At 43.7% G+C, this 17,050-nt stretch carries 16 protein-coding genes; 11 read left to right on the top strand and 5 right to left on the bottom strand.

What is annotated here, in order from left to right; translation table 11 throughout:
* Positions 1-35 precede the first annotated feature (35 nt).
* A complete protein-coding gene (locus PP181_RS02255; protein ID WP_272635820.1) occupies positions 36-1,541 on the top strand; it encodes a hypothetical protein in 1,506 nt (501 codons plus the stop codon).
* A gap of 11 nt (positions 1,542-1,552) precedes the next feature.
* On the opposite strand, the gene PP181_RS02250 is transcribed toward PP181_RS02255, so the two are convergent.
* The gene (locus PP181_RS02250) at positions 1,553-2,293 is read right to left on the bottom strand and encodes a lysophospholipid acyltransferase family protein (RefSeq protein WP_154917647.1); all 741 of its coding nucleotides are present in this window, start codon (positions 2,291-2,293) and stop codon (positions 1,553-1,555) included.
* A gap of 73 nt (positions 2,294-2,366) precedes the next feature.
* Between PP181_RS02250 and trpS the strand changes: the two genes are divergently transcribed.
* Positions 2,367-3,335 (top strand): tryptophan--tRNA ligase, encoded by a 969-nt coding sequence (gene trpS, locus PP181_RS02245; protein WP_272635819.1) that lies wholly within the window; start codon positions 2,367-2,369, stop codon positions 3,333-3,335.
* A 272-nt stretch (positions 3,336-3,607) separates the two neighbouring features.
* On the opposite strand, the gene dprA is transcribed toward trpS, so the two are convergent.
* Positions 3,608-4,726, bottom strand: a complete 1,119-nt coding sequence (gene dprA / locus PP181_RS02240; RefSeq protein ID WP_272635818.1) for a DNA-processing protein DprA — start codon at positions 4,724-4,726, stop codon at positions 3,608-3,610.
* A gap of 91 nt (positions 4,727-4,817) precedes the next feature.
* On the opposite strand from dprA, the gene PP181_RS02235 reads away from it, so the two are divergent.
* A complete protein-coding gene (locus tag PP181_RS02235) occupies positions 4,818-5,780 on the top strand; it encodes an SPOR domain-containing protein (protein WP_272635817.1) in 963 nt (320 codons plus the stop codon).
* A gap of 58 nt (positions 5,781-5,838) precedes the next feature.
* Positions 5,839-6,354, top strand: coding sequence for an acyl-CoA thioesterase (locus PP181_RS02230; RefSeq protein ID WP_272635816.1), 516 nt, complete (start codon positions 5,839-5,841; stop codon positions 6,352-6,354).
* Between the two features lie 394 nt (positions 6,355-6,748).
* On the opposite strand, the gene PP181_RS02225 is transcribed toward PP181_RS02230, so the two are convergent.
* Both PP181_RS02225 and brnQ read right to left on the bottom strand, forming a co-directional pair.
* Entirely contained in the window at positions 6,749-7,735 is a 987-nt protein-coding gene (locus PP181_RS02225) for an AbiH family protein (protein ID WP_272635815.1), read from the bottom strand.
* Positions 7,728-9,023 (bottom strand): branched-chain amino acid transport system II carrier protein, encoded by a 1,296-nt coding sequence (gene brnQ / locus PP181_RS02220; RefSeq protein WP_272635814.1) that lies wholly within the window; start codon positions 9,021-9,023, stop codon positions 7,728-7,730. Before brnQ ends, PP181_RS02225 begins: the two co-directional genes overlap by 8 nt.
* 247 nt (positions 9,024-9,270) lie before the next feature.
* Here brnQ and PP181_RS02215 point away from each other — a divergent pair, with 247 nt between their 5' ends.
* Entirely contained in the window at positions 9,271-9,486 is a 216-nt protein-coding gene (locus PP181_RS02215; RefSeq protein ID WP_154917640.1) for a hypothetical protein, read from the top strand.
* A 148-nt stretch (positions 9,487-9,634) separates the two neighbouring features.
* On the opposite strand, the gene thiL is transcribed toward PP181_RS02215, so the two are convergent.
* Positions 9,635-10,684, bottom strand: a complete 1,050-nt coding sequence (gene thiL, locus PP181_RS02210) for a thiamine-phosphate kinase (RefSeq protein ID WP_272635813.1) — start codon at positions 10,682-10,684, stop codon at positions 9,635-9,637.
* 61 nt (positions 10,685-10,745) lie between these two features.
* On the opposite strand from thiL, the gene PP181_RS02205 reads away from it, so the two are divergent.
* From PP181_RS02205 to sufC, 6 genes are all read left to right on the top strand, one after another.
* On the top strand, positions 10,746-11,975 hold the full coding sequence (locus PP181_RS02205; RefSeq protein WP_272635812.1) for a choice-of-anchor B family protein: 1,230 nt from the start codon (positions 10,746-10,748) through the stop codon (positions 11,973-11,975).
* 3 nt (positions 11,976-11,978) lie between these two features.
* Positions 11,979-13,322, top strand: a complete 1,344-nt coding sequence (locus PP181_RS02200) for a hypothetical protein (RefSeq protein WP_272635811.1) — start codon at positions 11,979-11,981, stop codon at positions 13,320-13,322.
* A gap of 125 nt (positions 13,323-13,447) precedes the next feature.
* Positions 13,448-13,777, top strand: coding sequence for a HesB/IscA family protein (locus tag PP181_RS02195; protein WP_138256549.1), 330 nt, complete (start codon positions 13,448-13,450; stop codon positions 13,775-13,777).
* A gap of 59 nt (positions 13,778-13,836) precedes the next feature.
* Positions 13,837-15,282 (top strand): Fe-S cluster assembly protein SufB, encoded by a 1,446-nt coding sequence (gene sufB, locus PP181_RS02190; protein ID WP_272635810.1) that lies wholly within the window; start codon positions 13,837-13,839, stop codon positions 15,280-15,282.
* A 121-nt stretch (positions 15,283-15,403) separates the two neighbouring features.
* Positions 15,404-16,270 (top strand): N-acyl homoserine lactonase family protein, encoded by an 867-nt coding sequence (locus tag PP181_RS02185; protein WP_272635809.1) that lies wholly within the window; start codon positions 15,404-15,406, stop codon positions 16,268-16,270.
* 6 nt (positions 16,271-16,276) lie between these two features.
* Complete coding sequence (gene sufC, locus PP181_RS02180; protein WP_154917636.1) at positions 16,277-17,029, top strand: Fe-S cluster assembly ATPase SufC; 753 nt, start codon at positions 16,277-16,279, stop codon at positions 17,027-17,029.
* Positions 17,030-17,050 lie beyond the last annotated feature (21 nt).

Raw genomic sequence — 17,050 nt, 5'->3', positions numbered from 1 at the left:
TCCATAGGGAATCCGTAGAAATATGAGTTTTGAAAATGAGTAAGAAGCATTTAGACGAATTGTTCCAGGAAAGATTCAAGGGGTTTGAGGAAACACCTGATGAAAAGGTCTGGTCTGCCATAGAAGCGTCTTTGGACAAAAAAAGGAAAAAGAGGATATTGCCCTTGTGGTGGCAACTGGCCGGAGTGGCGGCAGTCCTTATCGTTGGATTGTTACTATTTAATCCCTTTAATAGCAAGGTTTCACCGGACACCCATACTATAACAGATACGGAACAAACGGATGAAACCCCTCAATTATCAAAAGACCCTATACAGACAAAAAACGAAATTGGGCGTGAAACCGAAATGAATAGAAGTGCCGAATCCAAAGATGGTTCTATCACAATAGATGAAACTTCCGTGGCGGACACGAATACTGACTCGGATGGTACTATCTCAACCAATAAAGTCGTTAATTCTGCGGACGCCCAATCCAACATTCGCTCCGGCCGATCCTATAGTGAAGCCACAAAACAGGATGGCCAGCAGATTACCAACAATACAGGTATTGCCGAGCAATCTTTGACTAAAAAGGACGGGCAAAATACGGAAGTCGCTTCGGTTTATACTACGCAATCCAACGATACTCAAGAAAATGGTACCAGCGAAGATGCTGTTAGTGGAACGGGTGAAGTAGTTTTGAGAAATGAAACTATAGTGTCCGCGGAGAAAAATAAGAACCCTGAAACCAAGGGTGTTGACGAAAAAAAATCCCTTTATGAAGAAATTCAGGCCATGGAGGAGGAGGAAAAAGTCGCGTCCAGAACATCGGGCAATAGATGGTCTGCGGGACCTAGTATCGCGCCTGTGTATTTTGATGCTATTGGAACGGGATCTCCAGTAAGTCCCATGTTCAGTACAAATTCCAAATCCGGTAATATCAATATGAGTTATGGGCTATCGGTAGCGTATGAAATCAGTCCAAAACTATCGGTACGTTCCGGGGTACATAAGGTGGATTATGGGTATAATACCAATGATGTGTTTTTCACATCTTCCCTATCGGCCGCCTTTAATGAAAACCGTATTGTCAACATCAATTATGCGGAAACCGCTGAAAACATAGTGGTCTCGGCTAGTAATGCCACCTTGAACGTGGATAGCAAATCCTTTGACGTATCTGCTAGGTCTGCCAATAGATCCGGTGTCATGGCACAACAATTAGGCTATTTGGAAGTTCCCGTGGAGGTAAGCTATGCGTTGGTAAATAATAAATTCGGTGTACATGTGATCGGAGGGGTGAGTTCCCTGTTTCTTGTGGACAACGACGTAGATTTGACTTCTGGTAATCTTACCACCCAGATCGGGGAGGCCAACAATGTCAACGACCTTAACTTCAGTGCCAATTTTGGAATTGGTTTGGGGTATCAATTTTCACAACGATTGAAATTGAACGTGGAGCCGGTGTTCAAGTATCAGCTAAACACTTTTTCCAACGTTGATGGCACCTTTAACCCGTATACCATTGGAGTGTATAGTGGCATCAGTTTTAAGTTTTAAAAGAAAACATATCACATTGAGGAAAGTAGGTCTTGATAAATAACATTCCTGACCTCCTCACGCAAGGTACCCTTGTCCTCTTCGGATAAAATACCTGTTTCAAAGAACTCGTGAACCCTGGCCCTTACCAAGCCCGGCCCTCCACTAAAAAAGGTGAAGGAAAAACGCTTTTTATTGTCATGAAAGGTAATGGGTACCAAAGGTATTTTATGGGCGATGGCCATTTTAAAGGCCCCGTCCTTAAAGGTGTCTAGGATGATGCTTTCGTCATCTGGCACACCGCCTTCCGGAAAAATACAGATGCTAAGGCCTTGATTAAGTCGCCGCTGTGCCCTTCTGTAGACGCCCGTCCTACTTTGGGTACTGTCGCGATCCACCATAATGCAGACTCTTTTGTAAAAAAAGCCGAAAACAGGGATTTTTACCAATTCCTTTTTTCCTACGAATACAAAAGGGTTTTTGCTCACGTAAAGCATCAGCATGATATCCAACATACTGGTATGGTTGGCAACCAGCATGTAGCTTTTCCCTAGCTTCATTTTTTGGTCATAGGTGACCATTGGAGGGCATCCCATGCCATATAAGATGGGTTTCGCCCAAAGGTTTCTGGCCATCCAAAAGAATTTTGGGTACCATTCCTCCTTGGAGGCGAACAAAAGCAAGAAAGGGAAAAACAAAAATATTGGAACGGCCACAAGCACGTAAAACCAAATCCGGTAGAGCGTTTGACCAATGCGCACGAATAGTACCATGTATCAAAAATAGCGATTCTACCCTTGTTTTTTTCTATTTGTTTTACCTTTGTCACCTTATAGAATTTAGCAAATGGCAAGAATTTTAACAGGTATCCAAAGTACCGGCACGCCCCATTTAGGAAATATCCTTGGGGCCATTATACCGGCCATAGAAATGGCGAGCGACCCAAAGAACGAATCGTTTTTGTTTATTGCGGATATGCATTCCCTTACCCAGATTAAGAATGCCGAGGTCCTGCGTGAAAATACCTATGCCATAGCCGCTGCCTGGTTGTCTTTTGGTCTGGATATCAACAAAACCGTTTTTTATAGGCAGAGCGATGTTCCACAGGTGACCGAGCTATCTTGGTACCTGAGCTGTTTTTTCCCCTATCAGCGACTTACGCTGGCACATTCTTTTAAGGACAAGGCCGATAGGCTGGAAGATGTCAATGCCGGATTGTTCACGTATCCCATGCTCATGGCCGCGGATATTCTGCTGTATGACGCCCACATCGTCCCGGTTGGAAAGGACCAATTACAACATATAGAAATGACACGGGACGTAGCACACCGATTTCACGCGCAATTGGGAGAGACCTTCGTAGTTCCCGAAGGAAAAGTACAGGAAGAGACCATGTACGTGCCAGGGACCGATGGTGCCAAAATGAGTAAAAGCAGGGGGAATCTTATCAATTTATTTCAGCCGGATAAAAAACTGCGCAAGCAGATAATGGGTATCCAAACCGATAGTACCCCTATGGAAGATCCTAAGGACCCAACTAGGGACAATGTGTTCGCCCTCTATAAATTAATGGCTTCCAAATCACAAATTGAAGAGATGACCGCGAACTATCTAGGGGGTAATTATGGATATGGGCATGCCAAACAGGCCTTGTACGAACTGCTTTTGAACAAGTTTGAGGAACCCCGGGAAAAATTTGAGTACTATATGAACCATTTGGACGAAGTGGACGAAGCTTTGGCCCTGGGAGCCGAAAAGGCCAAAAAAGTGGCAGACGACGTTTTGGCTAGGGTACGGGAAAAGTTGGGGTATTGAGCCTCTACTTACCCCTGTAATACTTTGACAGCGCTCAGCACAGGCCTATGGGTATTTGTTCCTTTTTTTTGTAATTGAGCATTCCGAATTTTCAAAAGATAAAAGCACCAAAATTTAAGTAAACCGACCAGCTGGTCGGTTTTGTGTTTTACGATGCATTCAATTTTCTGGAAAGGAGCGGTAAGGCTCCGTTCTTTATCGGTGAATGGCGTAAAGCCCACCCATTTTAATTTGGGTCCCAATGCAGACAAACCATTTGGTCTGTAAAAATCCTACACCGCCTCGAACAATTTACCCGGCAAGGGCCGTATGACCCCTTTCATTTCCATGGAAAGTAAGGTTGCAGAGGTCTTAAAAATGGGCAATTGGCAATCGAACGCGATGCTGTCCAACAATTGTTTTCCCTCCTGTTGTAGATAGGAATAAATTCTTTGTTCTATATCGTCCAGGTCAATGAATAATTGCTTTTGAACGGCTTTGGCAGGGGATTCCTGAAGGTCCCAGTTCAATAGATAGATCAAATCTACCGCTGAGGTCAGCATGTGGGCCTTTTGTTGCTTGATGAGGTTGTTGCAGCCAACGCTGTATTTATCCGTACTTCTTCCCGGAAGGGCAAACACGTCGCGGTTATAACTGTTCGCGATATCTGCAGTGACCAAGCTTCCGCCTTTTTCGGCAGATTCCACCACAACGGTCGCTTCGCTCATCCCGGCGATAATCCGGTTGCGTTTTAGGAAATTCTCCCGTTCCGGACTGCTGGTGCTCCAGAATTCCGTAAAGAATCCGCCATTATGCAGGACATCGGCTTGATATTTCTTGTGCACTTTAGGGTAAATCTGGTTAAGTCCGTGTGCCAAACAGCCAATGGTCTGCAAGCCTTGATTGATGGCTTCGCGCTGAATGCAGATGTCCACACCGTAGGCAAATCCGCTAACGATTACGGGATTTAGCGGCACCAAATCGGCAATGAACTGTTCGCAAAAGGAGGTACCGTAACTGGTAATGTTCCGCGTCCCCACCACACTGATGATTTTTCGGCCTTCCAAATCGATATTGCCCTGTTTAAAAAGAAGTATCGGGCTATCGATACAGTTCCGCAGATGCTTGGGGTATTCGGTATCTTCAAAATAGGCGACCTCTATTTCATTGTCCAGGATAAACTGGTATTCCTTTTCTGCCTCGGAATGGTTCGCGGCATCGTACAAGTGTTTTAGGGTGTAGGTGCCAATACCATCGATTTTTAATAGTTGGTTTTGTTTCTGCCTGAAAATTTCCTGCGGACTTCCACAATGGGCGATCAATCTTTTTGCAATGACATCGCCAATATTGGGAACGTTCTGCAAGCGTAAAATTGCAATCAACTCATCCGCAGTATGTTGTATAAAGCTCATTTTTTATCCACCAGGGATTACAAATATAATGTTAATAAAAAGTTATGTCCGTAATTTTGTGAAGCCCTATTTTTTTTGATATTTGCCAACGATGGTCGTAGAGCACTATATAAGCGAATTACTATATCGATACAATTGTGTGGCGGTGCCCAACTTTGGGGCCTTCCTTACACAGCATACCTCCGCGCGTATCAACGACATTACCAATACCTTTTTTGCCCCCGCCAAGTCCATATCTTTCAACGAGCAATTGATTTCGAACGACGGTCTGCTGGTTTCGTACATCGCCGAAGCTGAAAAATCCTCTTTTGAGGATATTCTGTCCAAAATAGAAACGATTACCAAACAGTGGAAAAGTACTTTGAACGCCGGGGAAAAACTGAGTCTTAAGAACATTGGCCTATTGTGGAACAATGCCGAAAACAGGATTCAGTTCCAACCTTATTACGAAGTCAATTACCTTACCTCTTCCTTTGGATTGTCATCGTTTAAGTCGATTCCCGTGACACGGGAAGTACTTAAAGAGGAGGTAGAAGCCATTGAGGAAAAGATTCCCTTTATCATTAGCCCGGAAAAAAGGGAAAAAAACCGTTTTAGGCCGTATTTGAAATATGCCGCAATTTTGTTGTTGGCCATTTCCGCCGGGTTTACGGGCTATCAGGTGTTCAACAACGGATTCCAATCCCAGCAGGTAGTTAGGGAAGATGCGAAAATGGAAGTTGAAAGACAGATACAGGAAGCTACTTTTTTCAACACCGCTCCTTTGGAACTTCCCACGGTGAGCGTGGATGCCGTTTCCACGGCCGCCGTAAAGGCAGATGAAGCCGCCAAACACCATATTGTGGCCGGAGCCTTTCGGGTAAAGGCGAATGCCGACAGAAAAATCGCTTCCCTACAGAGCAAAGGGTACAAGGCCGCATATTACGGTACCAATGCCTATGGACTTCACGTGGTTACCTATGACCGATTTACAGATCCCAAGGAGGCCCTGACCGAATTACGTCGCATCAAGGGTAGCGAGTCCAAGGATGCCTGGCTGCTTTCCGAAAAATAACCGGCTTATTTTCCCTTATAATTTTTGTTGCTCGTATCTTTGCGGAAAATTTTCGTCTATGACACCGAAAACGCCTTCAGAATCGAGAACAACCATGACCGATATGGTCCTACCCAGTGAGACCAATGCCCTCCAGAACCTTTTTGGCGGGGAACTGTTGGCACGTATGGACCGTGCGGCAAGTATTGCCGCTGGCAGGCATAGTAGAAGGATTACGGTAACCGCCTCGGTCAACCATGTCGCCTTTAATTTGGCGGTGCCCTTGGGGAGCGTTGTTACGGTGGAAGCGGCCGTTTCACGGGCCTATACGACATCCATGGAAGTCTATATAGATGTATGGATCGAGGACCGTTACAACGGAAAGAGAACCAAGGCCAATGAGGCCATTTATACCTTTGTGGCCGTGGATGAAACCGGAAAACCTACCGAAGTACCGCCCTTACAACCGGAAACCGATCTGGAAAAGGAACGCTATGCCGGCGCACTGCGTAGAAAACAGTTGAGCTTGGTCTTGGCGGGCAAAATGAAGCCCAACGAGGCAACTGAGCTAAAGGCCCTGTTTATGCAAGGGTAAAATGATAAACAGATTGATACTTCCTTTAATACCTAGCTTAGCCATTATTTTTATACATTAGTGGTTCAACTATTGCGTTGGCTTTAGTATTGTAATTGGAATATTCTTAAGAAATTTTATTTTGCCTTTCTTTGAAATCTCATGTTTTGTGGAAATGGGGAACAAAGAGATTTATTAACTACTTTGGCCCGCATAAGCTTTTTGTCATTAAAGTGCCTTGATATATTTTGGATTATATCAGTATAGTTGTCAGTGCCGTCTTCCTTTTTATGAAAAAATATTTTTATAGACCTACAATTCTTATGTTCAAAAATTGTATTAAGGAGAGTTCTGTCAGATAATCCACAGGAATGACCCATAATGTAAACTTGAAATTTATTACTTTCAATATAGTTTAATAGGTCCTTATAATTTGAATTTTGCATGATTTAAATGACTTGAAATTCTTTAAGTAAATGTTATTATTCAACTCTTCAATTAAAGTGTAATTATTATCCATTTCATCTCCAAAACCGAAATTCATTTCATTTTCTTTACAATTAACTGCCCCATGAATCTGAATCTCCCTGCTGTTGTTTACACAATTGAAGACATCTCTATTGTTTAGTTTCTTTAAATAACAATCAATTGTTGGAGTATAATTGAAATTCAAAAAAACGTTTTCGGGGAAATCATTAGAATAAACAAAACTTGCGAGTTGATTTTTTCTATAGGCTTCAATAATTTTCTCGTCCAATTCTATTAACTCGGAATGATCTTCAAAAGGAAATTCTTTTAAATATTTACTTCTACTTTTTTCTCTTTCGAGATATAATGGCTCCACAATAAAAAATTTAAGCAAGTCATTTAGATTTTCTGATTGACAACTAAAATCAAATTCCTGGACAATATTTGTTTCTAAATAATTTTCAAATAGGTTTTTTACTTGTTCAAATTCGACATTTAACTTTTCTATGAACTTGGATTCAACATTTTTTTTAACCAAATCTGTAAGTTCTTGATAGTAAATATTTTCAATGTCAACCCAATTGGTTATTGTATTTTGCTCATTAATTTCTTTAAAAAATGAATTTTTGAATTGAAATACAACGGAGAACCCATTATGAGGTTTGTTTCGACAGTATACTCTTTTCTCGTTGTAATCATAGCCTGAGGAAGTACAATAGTCTTTTAATATCGATTTAAAATCAGCATATGACTTTACCTCAAATAAACTCATATTGTTCAGATAGGTTGAATTAAAATCTATGAAATTATTTGTTTCTTCTTTTTGTAGATTGTTTTTTAAGGAGCACCAAAAGTCATTTATAAAATCCTTGTATGAAGTAGGAAGAGCATGAGCCAAATCAAATCCATTTCCAACAATCACTAACTTATTCATTTTCTTCTCTATTTATTATAAAATTTGAACATATAAAAACAAACAAAGCCGGCAACACCCATCCTAGGCTATACTGTTGTAGGGGTATCCATTCGAGTATTCCCCCTTTGGGGGCTAGGGGGCTTCCCATGGTGGCAAGAAAATCCGGGATACTGAATAGGATGGTGGTAGCAACCACGGCTTTAAAGACTTTGGAAGACGCATATTTTTCCGGGAGGACGTTCAGTAAAATCAGGACGATGGTAATGGGGTAGATGATCATCAAGGCCGGTAAGGCCACGGCAATAATATAGGAGACATTGAACTGCCCCATGACAACTCCCAACAGGCATCCGATAATGGCGGTTATGAGATAGGCTTTTTGGGAATTGTGAAATCGGGAGCGGATAAAATCCGAGGTTCCCGTAACGATGCCCACGGCCGTAGTGAAACATGCCAAGGCCACAAGGATACTGAGAAAAAGATTGCCTATGGAACCTAAGGACAAGGTGGCCATCCCGGATAAAAGTCCGGTTCGGGAGATATCGGTTTCAAAAGTGCCATGCACCAAAGCCCCGGAGAGGATGAGGCCCGTGTATATCAAAAACAATCCTAGTCCTGCCAGCCAACCTGCGCTGCCGATCAGGGCTTTTTTTTCCGCATAGGAAGCCTTTTTTTGGTTGATATTGATGGAAACGATGATGACACCACCAACCACCACGGCCCCAATGGCATCAAAGGTCTGGTAGCCTTCTAAGATGCCGTTCGTGAAAGGGTTCCCAAAAGCGGTATCCGGGAATTGGTATTCAAATGAAAATGTAATAACACCAATAATGGCAATCAGGATTAGTAGGATGGCGGGGGTAAGCAGTTTTCCCACGATGTCCAATATTTTGGAGCGGTTCATCACGAAAACGAACACCAAGGCAAAATAGAGGATGCTGGTAAGCAAGGGTGGAGTCTCAAAGAAGGGGGCAATGGCCATTTCATGGGTTACGGAGGCCGTTCTGGGAGAAGGTAGGCCAATGGCAATGACATAGACCACCAAGGAATAGCCCAGGCTAAAGGCGGGCGACACCTTTTTACCAAAGTCGAAAATAGTGCCTTGCAACCTGGCATGGGCCAAAATTCCCAATAAGGGAATTAGCACGGCCGAAGCACAAAAACCCAGTATAACCAACCCCCATAAATCCCCGGATTTAAAACCCAATTGCGGGGGCAAAATAAGGTTGCCCGCACCAAAAAATAGGGAAAACAGGGCAAAGGCCGTGACCCAAGTTGCCTTTGTTCGAAATGTTTTTGGAATCATGGTGGGAAGATAGGCCAAAAACGGGAATCACCTTTCCAAAAAACAAGACCTATAAAATTTTAAGGTTGACCACATTTTTGGGCAGGCTCACAACAAATTATGGTTCAGGCGATTAATAAGTCATACCTTGACAATAATTATTGAAAACAGGACGTTTTCTTAAAGCAACAAACAAAACGACATTTAAAACCAGCATTGTTTCCGATTCCCCAAATCGAACCAAATGTGAACCTAAAAATCCTACGGCATGAAAAAACTTTTCTGCACCATTTTTGGACATCACTACGCAGTTTCCAAAAAAGTGACATCCCATATCAAGGAGTACAAATGTATCCACTGCAAAAAAGAGGTCACCACGGACGTAAGTGGTAACTTATCCATTTTAACCCCAGAATTGCAGGATATAAATAAAACCTTGGAACGTATTTACCAATATAGACACAGCGAGCATCAGGTAGCCTAATTCCTGAGGTGAAAATGTACACAGTATTGAAGCCTTAGGTTTCAAAACTCCACCGAATTCCTGGAAATTAAGTACGCATTTTTAATCTTACCTGTCGTATGCCCCACAACGGTTAAGGAAAGAATAGCGCTTTTTTTTCAGGATTTTTTTATTCAGATTGAAACGAATTCCAACCCTGTGCCTTCAAGGGTATTAGGGTTTCTGCACGAGTTACGAGATTCGCCCCTTGCGATTTGTCCGTCATGTGGCCAATGACCGTGAGATTAGGATTTCCCTTGATTTTTGGAAAATCGGCCTGGTCAATGGTAAACAAAAGTTCATAGTCCTCACCCCCGCTCAAGGCGATCATGGTACCGTCCATCTTAAATTCCTCACAGGTAGAAATGACCGTAGGGTCCAGCGGGATTTTATTTTCGTACAGGGCGCATCCTACGTCGCTATTTTTGCATAAATGCAATATTTCGGAAGAGAGCCCGTCACTGATATCGATCATGGAGGTAGGTTTTACCTTCAATTTGGCCAATAGTTCCACGATATCCTTTCGGGCCTCTGGTTTTAGTTGGCGCTCCACGATATAGGAATACGGCTCCAAATCTGGCTGGTTGTTGGGGTTTACCTTAAAGACTTCCTTCTCGCGTTCCAAAACTTGCAGTCCCATGTAGGCACCGCCCAGATCGCCGGTAACCACTAATAGGTCGTTTTCCTTGGCCCCGGAGCGGTAGGCTATGCTTTCTTCCGATGCTTCGCCAAGGGCCGTCACACTGATCAACATGCCCGTTTTGGACGAAGTGGTATCGCCACCGATCATATCCACGCCATAGGTCTCACAGGCCAATTGGATGCCAGCGTAGAATTCTTCCAAGGCTTCCAAGGGAAATCTGTTTGAGACCGCTAGGGAAACCGTAATCTGGGTTGCTTTGGCGTTCATGGCATAGATGTCGGACAGGTTTACCATGACCGATTTATATCCCAAATGTTTCAAGGGCATGTAGCTAAGGTCAAAGTGCACGCCTTCCACCAGTAAATCCGTAGAAAGCACCACTTTTTTATCCTTAAAATCAAGTACTGCGGCATCGTCGCCAACGCCTTTGATCGTTGAAGGATGTTTTATTGTAAAATGTTGGGTCAGGTGATCGATCAGGCCAAACTCGCCCAATTTTTCCAAGGAGGTTCTTTCTTTGTTCTTGTCTTCTAGCATTTTGCAAAAGTAAACAGGATATTTTATATCGTATATTTACGAATGGGATAATTTTATACCTATGAGGTTTGCACTATTGATCATTGCGATTACGGTTTTGACCGCCTGTTCCAAGGAGGACGACGGGCCCGCGGATGGACAAGGAAACATCCAGCAGCCTGTGGTAACCTCTTTCACACCTTGCGAAAACGGATTGGCCGGGGAGTATCCTTGCAAGGGGTACGATTTGTTGGGTCACATGGCCGTGGCCGATTTTAACGCTCAGGAAGCCAACGATATTTGGGGCTGGACGGATGCTTCCACAGGTAAGGAATACGCCTTGATGGGTCTGGACAATGGAACCGCTTTTATCGATATTACCGATACCGAAAACCTGGTTTATTTGGGCAAGTTGCCCACAGCTACCATTGCAAGTCCTTGGAGGGATATCAAAGTCATGGGGCATTTCGCCTACATTGTGGCGGAAGCATCTGGGCACGGCGTACAGGTTTTTGACCTTACCAAATTGCGGGATACGGAAGGATTTCCCAAGGAGTTTGAAGCCGATGGCCGGTACACTGGTATTGGCAACGCCCATAATATCGTCATCAATGAAAATTCAGGATTTGCCTACCCCGTGGGTACGGATAGAAACGATGCCTTTAACGGAGGTGTCCACTTTCTGGATCTTGACAACCCAACAGAGCCCTTGGCTGCCGGTGGCTGGGGGACGAATGGCTATACCCATGATGCCCAAGTGGTTACCTATAATGGTCCGGATACCGACTACTTTGGGAACGAGCTATTTGTAGGTGCCAACGAGACACAGATCGTGCTGGTGGACATTACGGACAAGGGGAATCCCGTGGAAATTGCAACGCTGCCCTATCCGAATATCGGCTATACCCACCAGGGCTGGTTTACGGAAGACCAGCGTTATTTTATTTTGGGCGATGAGCTGGATGAGATCAATTCGGGTTTTAGGTCTAGGACCTTGATTTTTGACATGTCGGACCTGGACAATCCAGTGTTGCATTATACGTATCTGGGACCAACAAGTGCCATTGACCATAACGGTTATGTGATGGGGGATGAATTCTTTTTGGCCAACTACACGGCAGGTGTGCGGGTCTTGGATATTTCCGGTGTTGGGGAAAGGAGTATATCAGAATCTGGATTTTTCGATACCTTTCCATTGGATGACGACACCAAGTTTGACGGGGTTTGGAGCGTATATCCATATTTTTCAAGTGGTAAAATTGTGGTCAGTGATATCAGCAATGGTTTTTTTATCATCAAAAAATCCGAGTAGTCTATGTCCAGATACCTTTGGTACATAGGTGCCCTTTTGATTTTTTCCTGTTCCACGGATCTGGGCAACGAACCGTTGTCCGTATCTGAAAGCAATTTTGAGGGGAAAGTGGAATACGTTAAAAATTTTGGCGGAAGTGGCGAGGATACCGGTCAGGCCATCATACAGACTTCCGATGGTGGTTATGCCATTTTGGGCTTTACCAATAGCGTGGATGGCGGTATTTTGGACAAGGAATTGGAGGTAAACGATTATTGGCTTTTGAAGTTGGATGCCAATGGAAACCTGCAATGGAACAAGACCTATGGCGGTTCCAAGGATGACCGGGGCCAAAGCTTGGTCCAGACTTTTGATGGAGGCTTTGCCCTCACCGGATACGCCATGAGCGATGACGGGGACGGTTCCGAAAACAAGGGTTTTCATGATAATTGGATTTTGAAGCTCAATGCTTCGGGTGAAGTTGAATGGGAAAAAAGTTTCGGATTTTCGGGGCATGACCATTCCTACGATATTCTACAAACCGCCGATGGAGGCTTCTTTTTTACCGGTTTTTTGGATATCACTTCCGCCCGGGCGGATGGAAATACCGAAAAGTTCAATACCCTTACCCGTCATGGTGTGGGCGAGTTCTGGGGCACCAAAATTGATGATAAAGGCTCGTTGCAATGGCGGGGATACTTTGGGGGCACCAACAATGATAGGTCCCACGCGGTTGTGCCTTCGGAGGATGGCGGATTTGTAATGGCCGGTTTTTCTGAAAGTGACGATTTTGACATCAGCAGTACCCGGGGGAGTTATGATTTTTGGCTGGTGAAGGTGGACGCTTTGGGGAATTTTGTTTGGGAACGCTCTTTTGGGGGAACGGGTATAGAAATTTCCTATGACATTGCCAATACCTTGGATGGTGGCTATGTAGTTGCCGGGAATACCTTTAGTACCGATGGCGACATTGGAGAGAATAAAGGCGAATCAGATATTTGGTTGGTCAAGGTCGATGCTTCCGGAAAACTGGTTTGGGAACGGACGTATGGCGGCAGCGGTTTTGATGCGGCACAGGCCGTAATTGCCAGTACGGATGGAGGTTATTATGTATTGGGCAACTCCAAAAGCACCGATCAGGACGCGATGGTAAACGCAGGGGAGAATGATATTTGGTTAATTAAGACCGATGGGTCCGGTAATTTGGTTTGGCAAAAATCCTTTGGAGGATCCAATATCGATTTTGGGTTCGATCTGGTAGAAAGTGCAGACGGGAGCATTGTGTTGGTAGGGGAGACCATCAGTGCGGATTTGCCCGGAATATCCAACAAGGGAAAATCGGATTTGGTCCTTATCAAACTTCGGTAATCCAGGGCCCTGAACACATAGAGAATTCCTATGGTTTTATACGTTATAATAATGTTATGTCCTATTGTAAATAGGTGGCAATGAAGTATATTTGTAGACTATTTATAATTAATCCATTTTAAGATATGATACAGGTATCGGAAACGGCAAAAAAGAAGGTGATTACCCTCATGGAAGAAGAGGGTTTTGACGCTTCTAAGGATTTTGTTAGGGTGGGTGTGAAGAGTGGTGGCTGCAGTGGACTGTCCTACGAGCTCAATTTTGACAACAAAATGGATGAAACGGACAAGGTTTTTGAGGATAACGATGTCCGTATCATTGTGGACAAAAAGAGTTTCCTATATTTAGTGGGTACAACCTTGGAATACTCCGGGGGTCTCAATGGTAAGGGCTTCGTCTTTAACAACCCCAATGCGCAACGTACCTGTGGTTGTGGCGAAAGCTTTTCACTGTGATTTGAAAATTTGATAATTAGCCAATTGAATGAATTTTCAAATTGGCAAATTGAAAGGATATGGCATATACTGAAGAAGAATTAAAAAAGGAATTGGAAACCAAGGAATACGAATATGGTTTCTATACGGATATAGAATCGGATACCCTTCCCGTGGGTCTTAATGAGGAAATTATTATTGCGATTTCCAAAAAGAAGGACGAGCCGGACTGGATGACCCAATGGCGTTTGGACGCCTATAGGGCATGGCTAGAGATGGAGGAGCCGGAATGGGCGAACGTCCGTTATAAAAAACCGGATTTCCAAGCTATTTCCTACTATTCGGCCCCCAACAAAAAGCCTAAATACAATAGTTTGGACGAGGTAGATCCAGAGTTGTTGGAAACCTTCAAAAAGTTGGGGATTTCCATTGACGAACAGAAGAAATTGGCCGGTGTGGCCGTGGATATCGTGATGGATTCCGTATCCGTAGCGACAACCTTCAAAAAGACCTTGGCAGAAAAGGGAATTATTTTCTGTTCCATTTCAGAAGCAATTCAAGAACATCCAGAATTGGTCAAGAAGTATATGGGAACTGTTGTTCCAAAGAAAGATAATTTCTACGCCGCTTTGAATTCTGCCGTGTTTTCTGATGGTAGCTTTTGTTACATCCCCAAAGGTGTGAGATGTCCTATGGAACTTTCCACCTATTTCAGGATCAATCAAGCCGGTACGGGTCAGTTCGAAAGAACCTTGGTCATCGCCGATGAGGGGAGCTATGTTAGTTACCTGGAAGGTTGTACCGCGCCATCAAGGGATGAAAATCAATTGCATGCGGCCGTGGTGGAGCTTATCGCTTTGGACAACGCCGAAATTAAATACTCAACGGTACAAAACTGGTTCCCTGGTGACAAGGAAGGTAAGGGAGGTGTTTTCAACTTCGTAACTAAACGAGGTCTCTGTGAGAAGAACGCCAAGATTTCCTGGACCCAAGTGGAAACGGGATCGGCCGTGACTTGGAAATATCCATCCTGTGTGTTGAAAGGCGACAACTCCATAGGGGAATTTTATTCCATTGCGGTTACCAACAACTTTCAACAGGCGGATACAGGTACCAAAATGGTCCATTTGGGCAAGAATACTAAGAGTACCATCATTTCCAAAGGGATTTCCGCAGGTAAATCACAGAATAGTTATCGAGGTCTGGTACAGATCAATAGCCGTGCGGACAATGCCCGGAATTTTTCGCAGTGCGATTCCCTATTGATGGGCAACGAGTGCGGGGCACATACGTTCCCCTACATCGAGGCGAAGAACAAGTCGGCCCAAATAGAGCATGAGGCCACTACCAGTAAGATTGGGGAAGACCAGATTTTCTATTGCAACCAAAGGGGTATCGATACGGAAAAAGCCATTGCATTGATCGTAAACGGGTTCAGTAAGGAAGTACTTAACAAATTACCCATGGAGTTTGCGGTAGAGGCACAAAAATTATTGGAAATTAGTTTGGAAGGTTCCGTTGGTTAGAATCGTACGCATTCCATCCATTCCGACTTTTCTGCGATGGAATAAGTCTATTTAATAGATGTGTACAGTTTATTTGAAATCGAATTGAACAATAGAAATACACTAATCAAATTACATTAAAATGAAGAGATACATACTTCTTTCCTTGGTCGCCATGGTGGCATTTTCATGCAAGGAGATAAAAAAGGAAGAAAAAACGGAGGTTGTTGAAGAAGTAGCCCCAGAAATAAAGCTGTATACCTTGGATGGAGGTACCATCATGGTAAACAATCTTCAATTATTTTCACAGGATACTACCTATCAGGGCCAAACAAAGGAGTTCGCGGATCCCTTCTATGTTGTGGTACATCCCAAAGGAACCTTGATGTGGGATGCCGGCCTTCCGGAAATGTTGGTAGGACAACCTGCTTATACAGACGATGCCGGGGCATTTACCGTATCTAGACAGGATAGTGTGGTAAACCAATTGAAGAAAATTGGATTAACACCAGATGACATCGATTATATAGCACTTTCCCATACCCATTTTGATCATAGCGGTCATGCCAATGCCATTAAAAATGCCACATGGTTGGTACAAGGTCCGGAATATGATTTTGTCACCAGTGAAGATGTCAAGAATAGTGGTGAAGGCATCTATGAGGCGATACAGCAATTGGATAAGATTAAGAAACTAGAAGGTGATTATGATGTTTTCGGCGATGGAAGTGTCATTATAAAATCCATGCCCGGCCATACACCAGGGCATCAGGTCCTGTTTCTGGACCTGCCGGAAAACGGACCCACACTATTGTCTGGAGATTTATATCATCTATACGAAAATAGGGAGCACAGACGAGTCCCTAGCTTTAACTATGATGTGGAAGAAACACTGGCAAGCATGGAAGATTTTGAAACATTTGCAAAGGAAATGGGCGCTAAGGTGTACGTACAACATCAAAAGGACGATTTTAATAAAATGCCAAAGGCACCTGAATTTTTAAAGTAACAGACTATGTTGAAAATTAAAAACCTGCATGCGCAGGTAGATGACAAGGAGATATTAAAGGGAATAAACCTGGAAATAAAGGCCGGCGAGGTCCATGCGATCATGGGGCCCAATGGTTCTGGGAAAAGTACCTTGGCAGAAGTAATAGCCGGTAAGGAAGAGTTTGAGGTCACTGAAGGATCCGTGGAATTGGACGGTGAGGATTTGGAGGATGTGGCTCCGGAGGAAAGGGCGCATAAGGGAATCTTTCTTTCCTTTCAATATCCCGTGGAAATTCCTGGCGTATCGGTTACCAATTTCATGAAGACTGCTATCAACGAATCCAGAAAGGCAAAGGGCTTGGAAGATATGCCAGCGAACGAGATGCTGAAATTGATCCGTGAGAAATCGGAATTGTTGGAAATAGACCGCAAGTTTTTGTCCCGCTCCTTGAACGAAGGATTTTCAGGAGGGGAGAAGAAACGAAATGAGATTTTTCAAATGGCCATGTTGGAGCCAAAAGTGGCAATTTTGGACGAAACCGATTCCGGATTGGACATTGATGCGTTGCGAATCGTGGCAAACGGGGTTAACAAATTAAAAAGTAAGGACAACGCGGTATTGGTTATCACCCATTATCAAAGATTGTTGGATTACATCGTGCCCGATTTTGTCCATGTTTTGCACGATGGTAAAATCGTAAAGTCCGGAGGCAAGGAATTGGCCCTGGAACTGGAGGAAAAGGGATACGATTGGTTAAAGCAGGAAGCTGCCATTTAAGGTAAAAAGTACAAGGTATTA

The sequence above is a fragment of the Maribacter sp. PR66 genome, from assembly GCF_028464205.1.
Classification (GTDB): Bacteria; Bacteroidota; Bacteroidia; order Flavobacteriales; family Flavobacteriaceae; genus Maribacter; species Maribacter flavus.
Note: the sequence above shows the minus strand (reverse complement) of the source record. Positions and strands in the feature narration are given on the sequence as shown.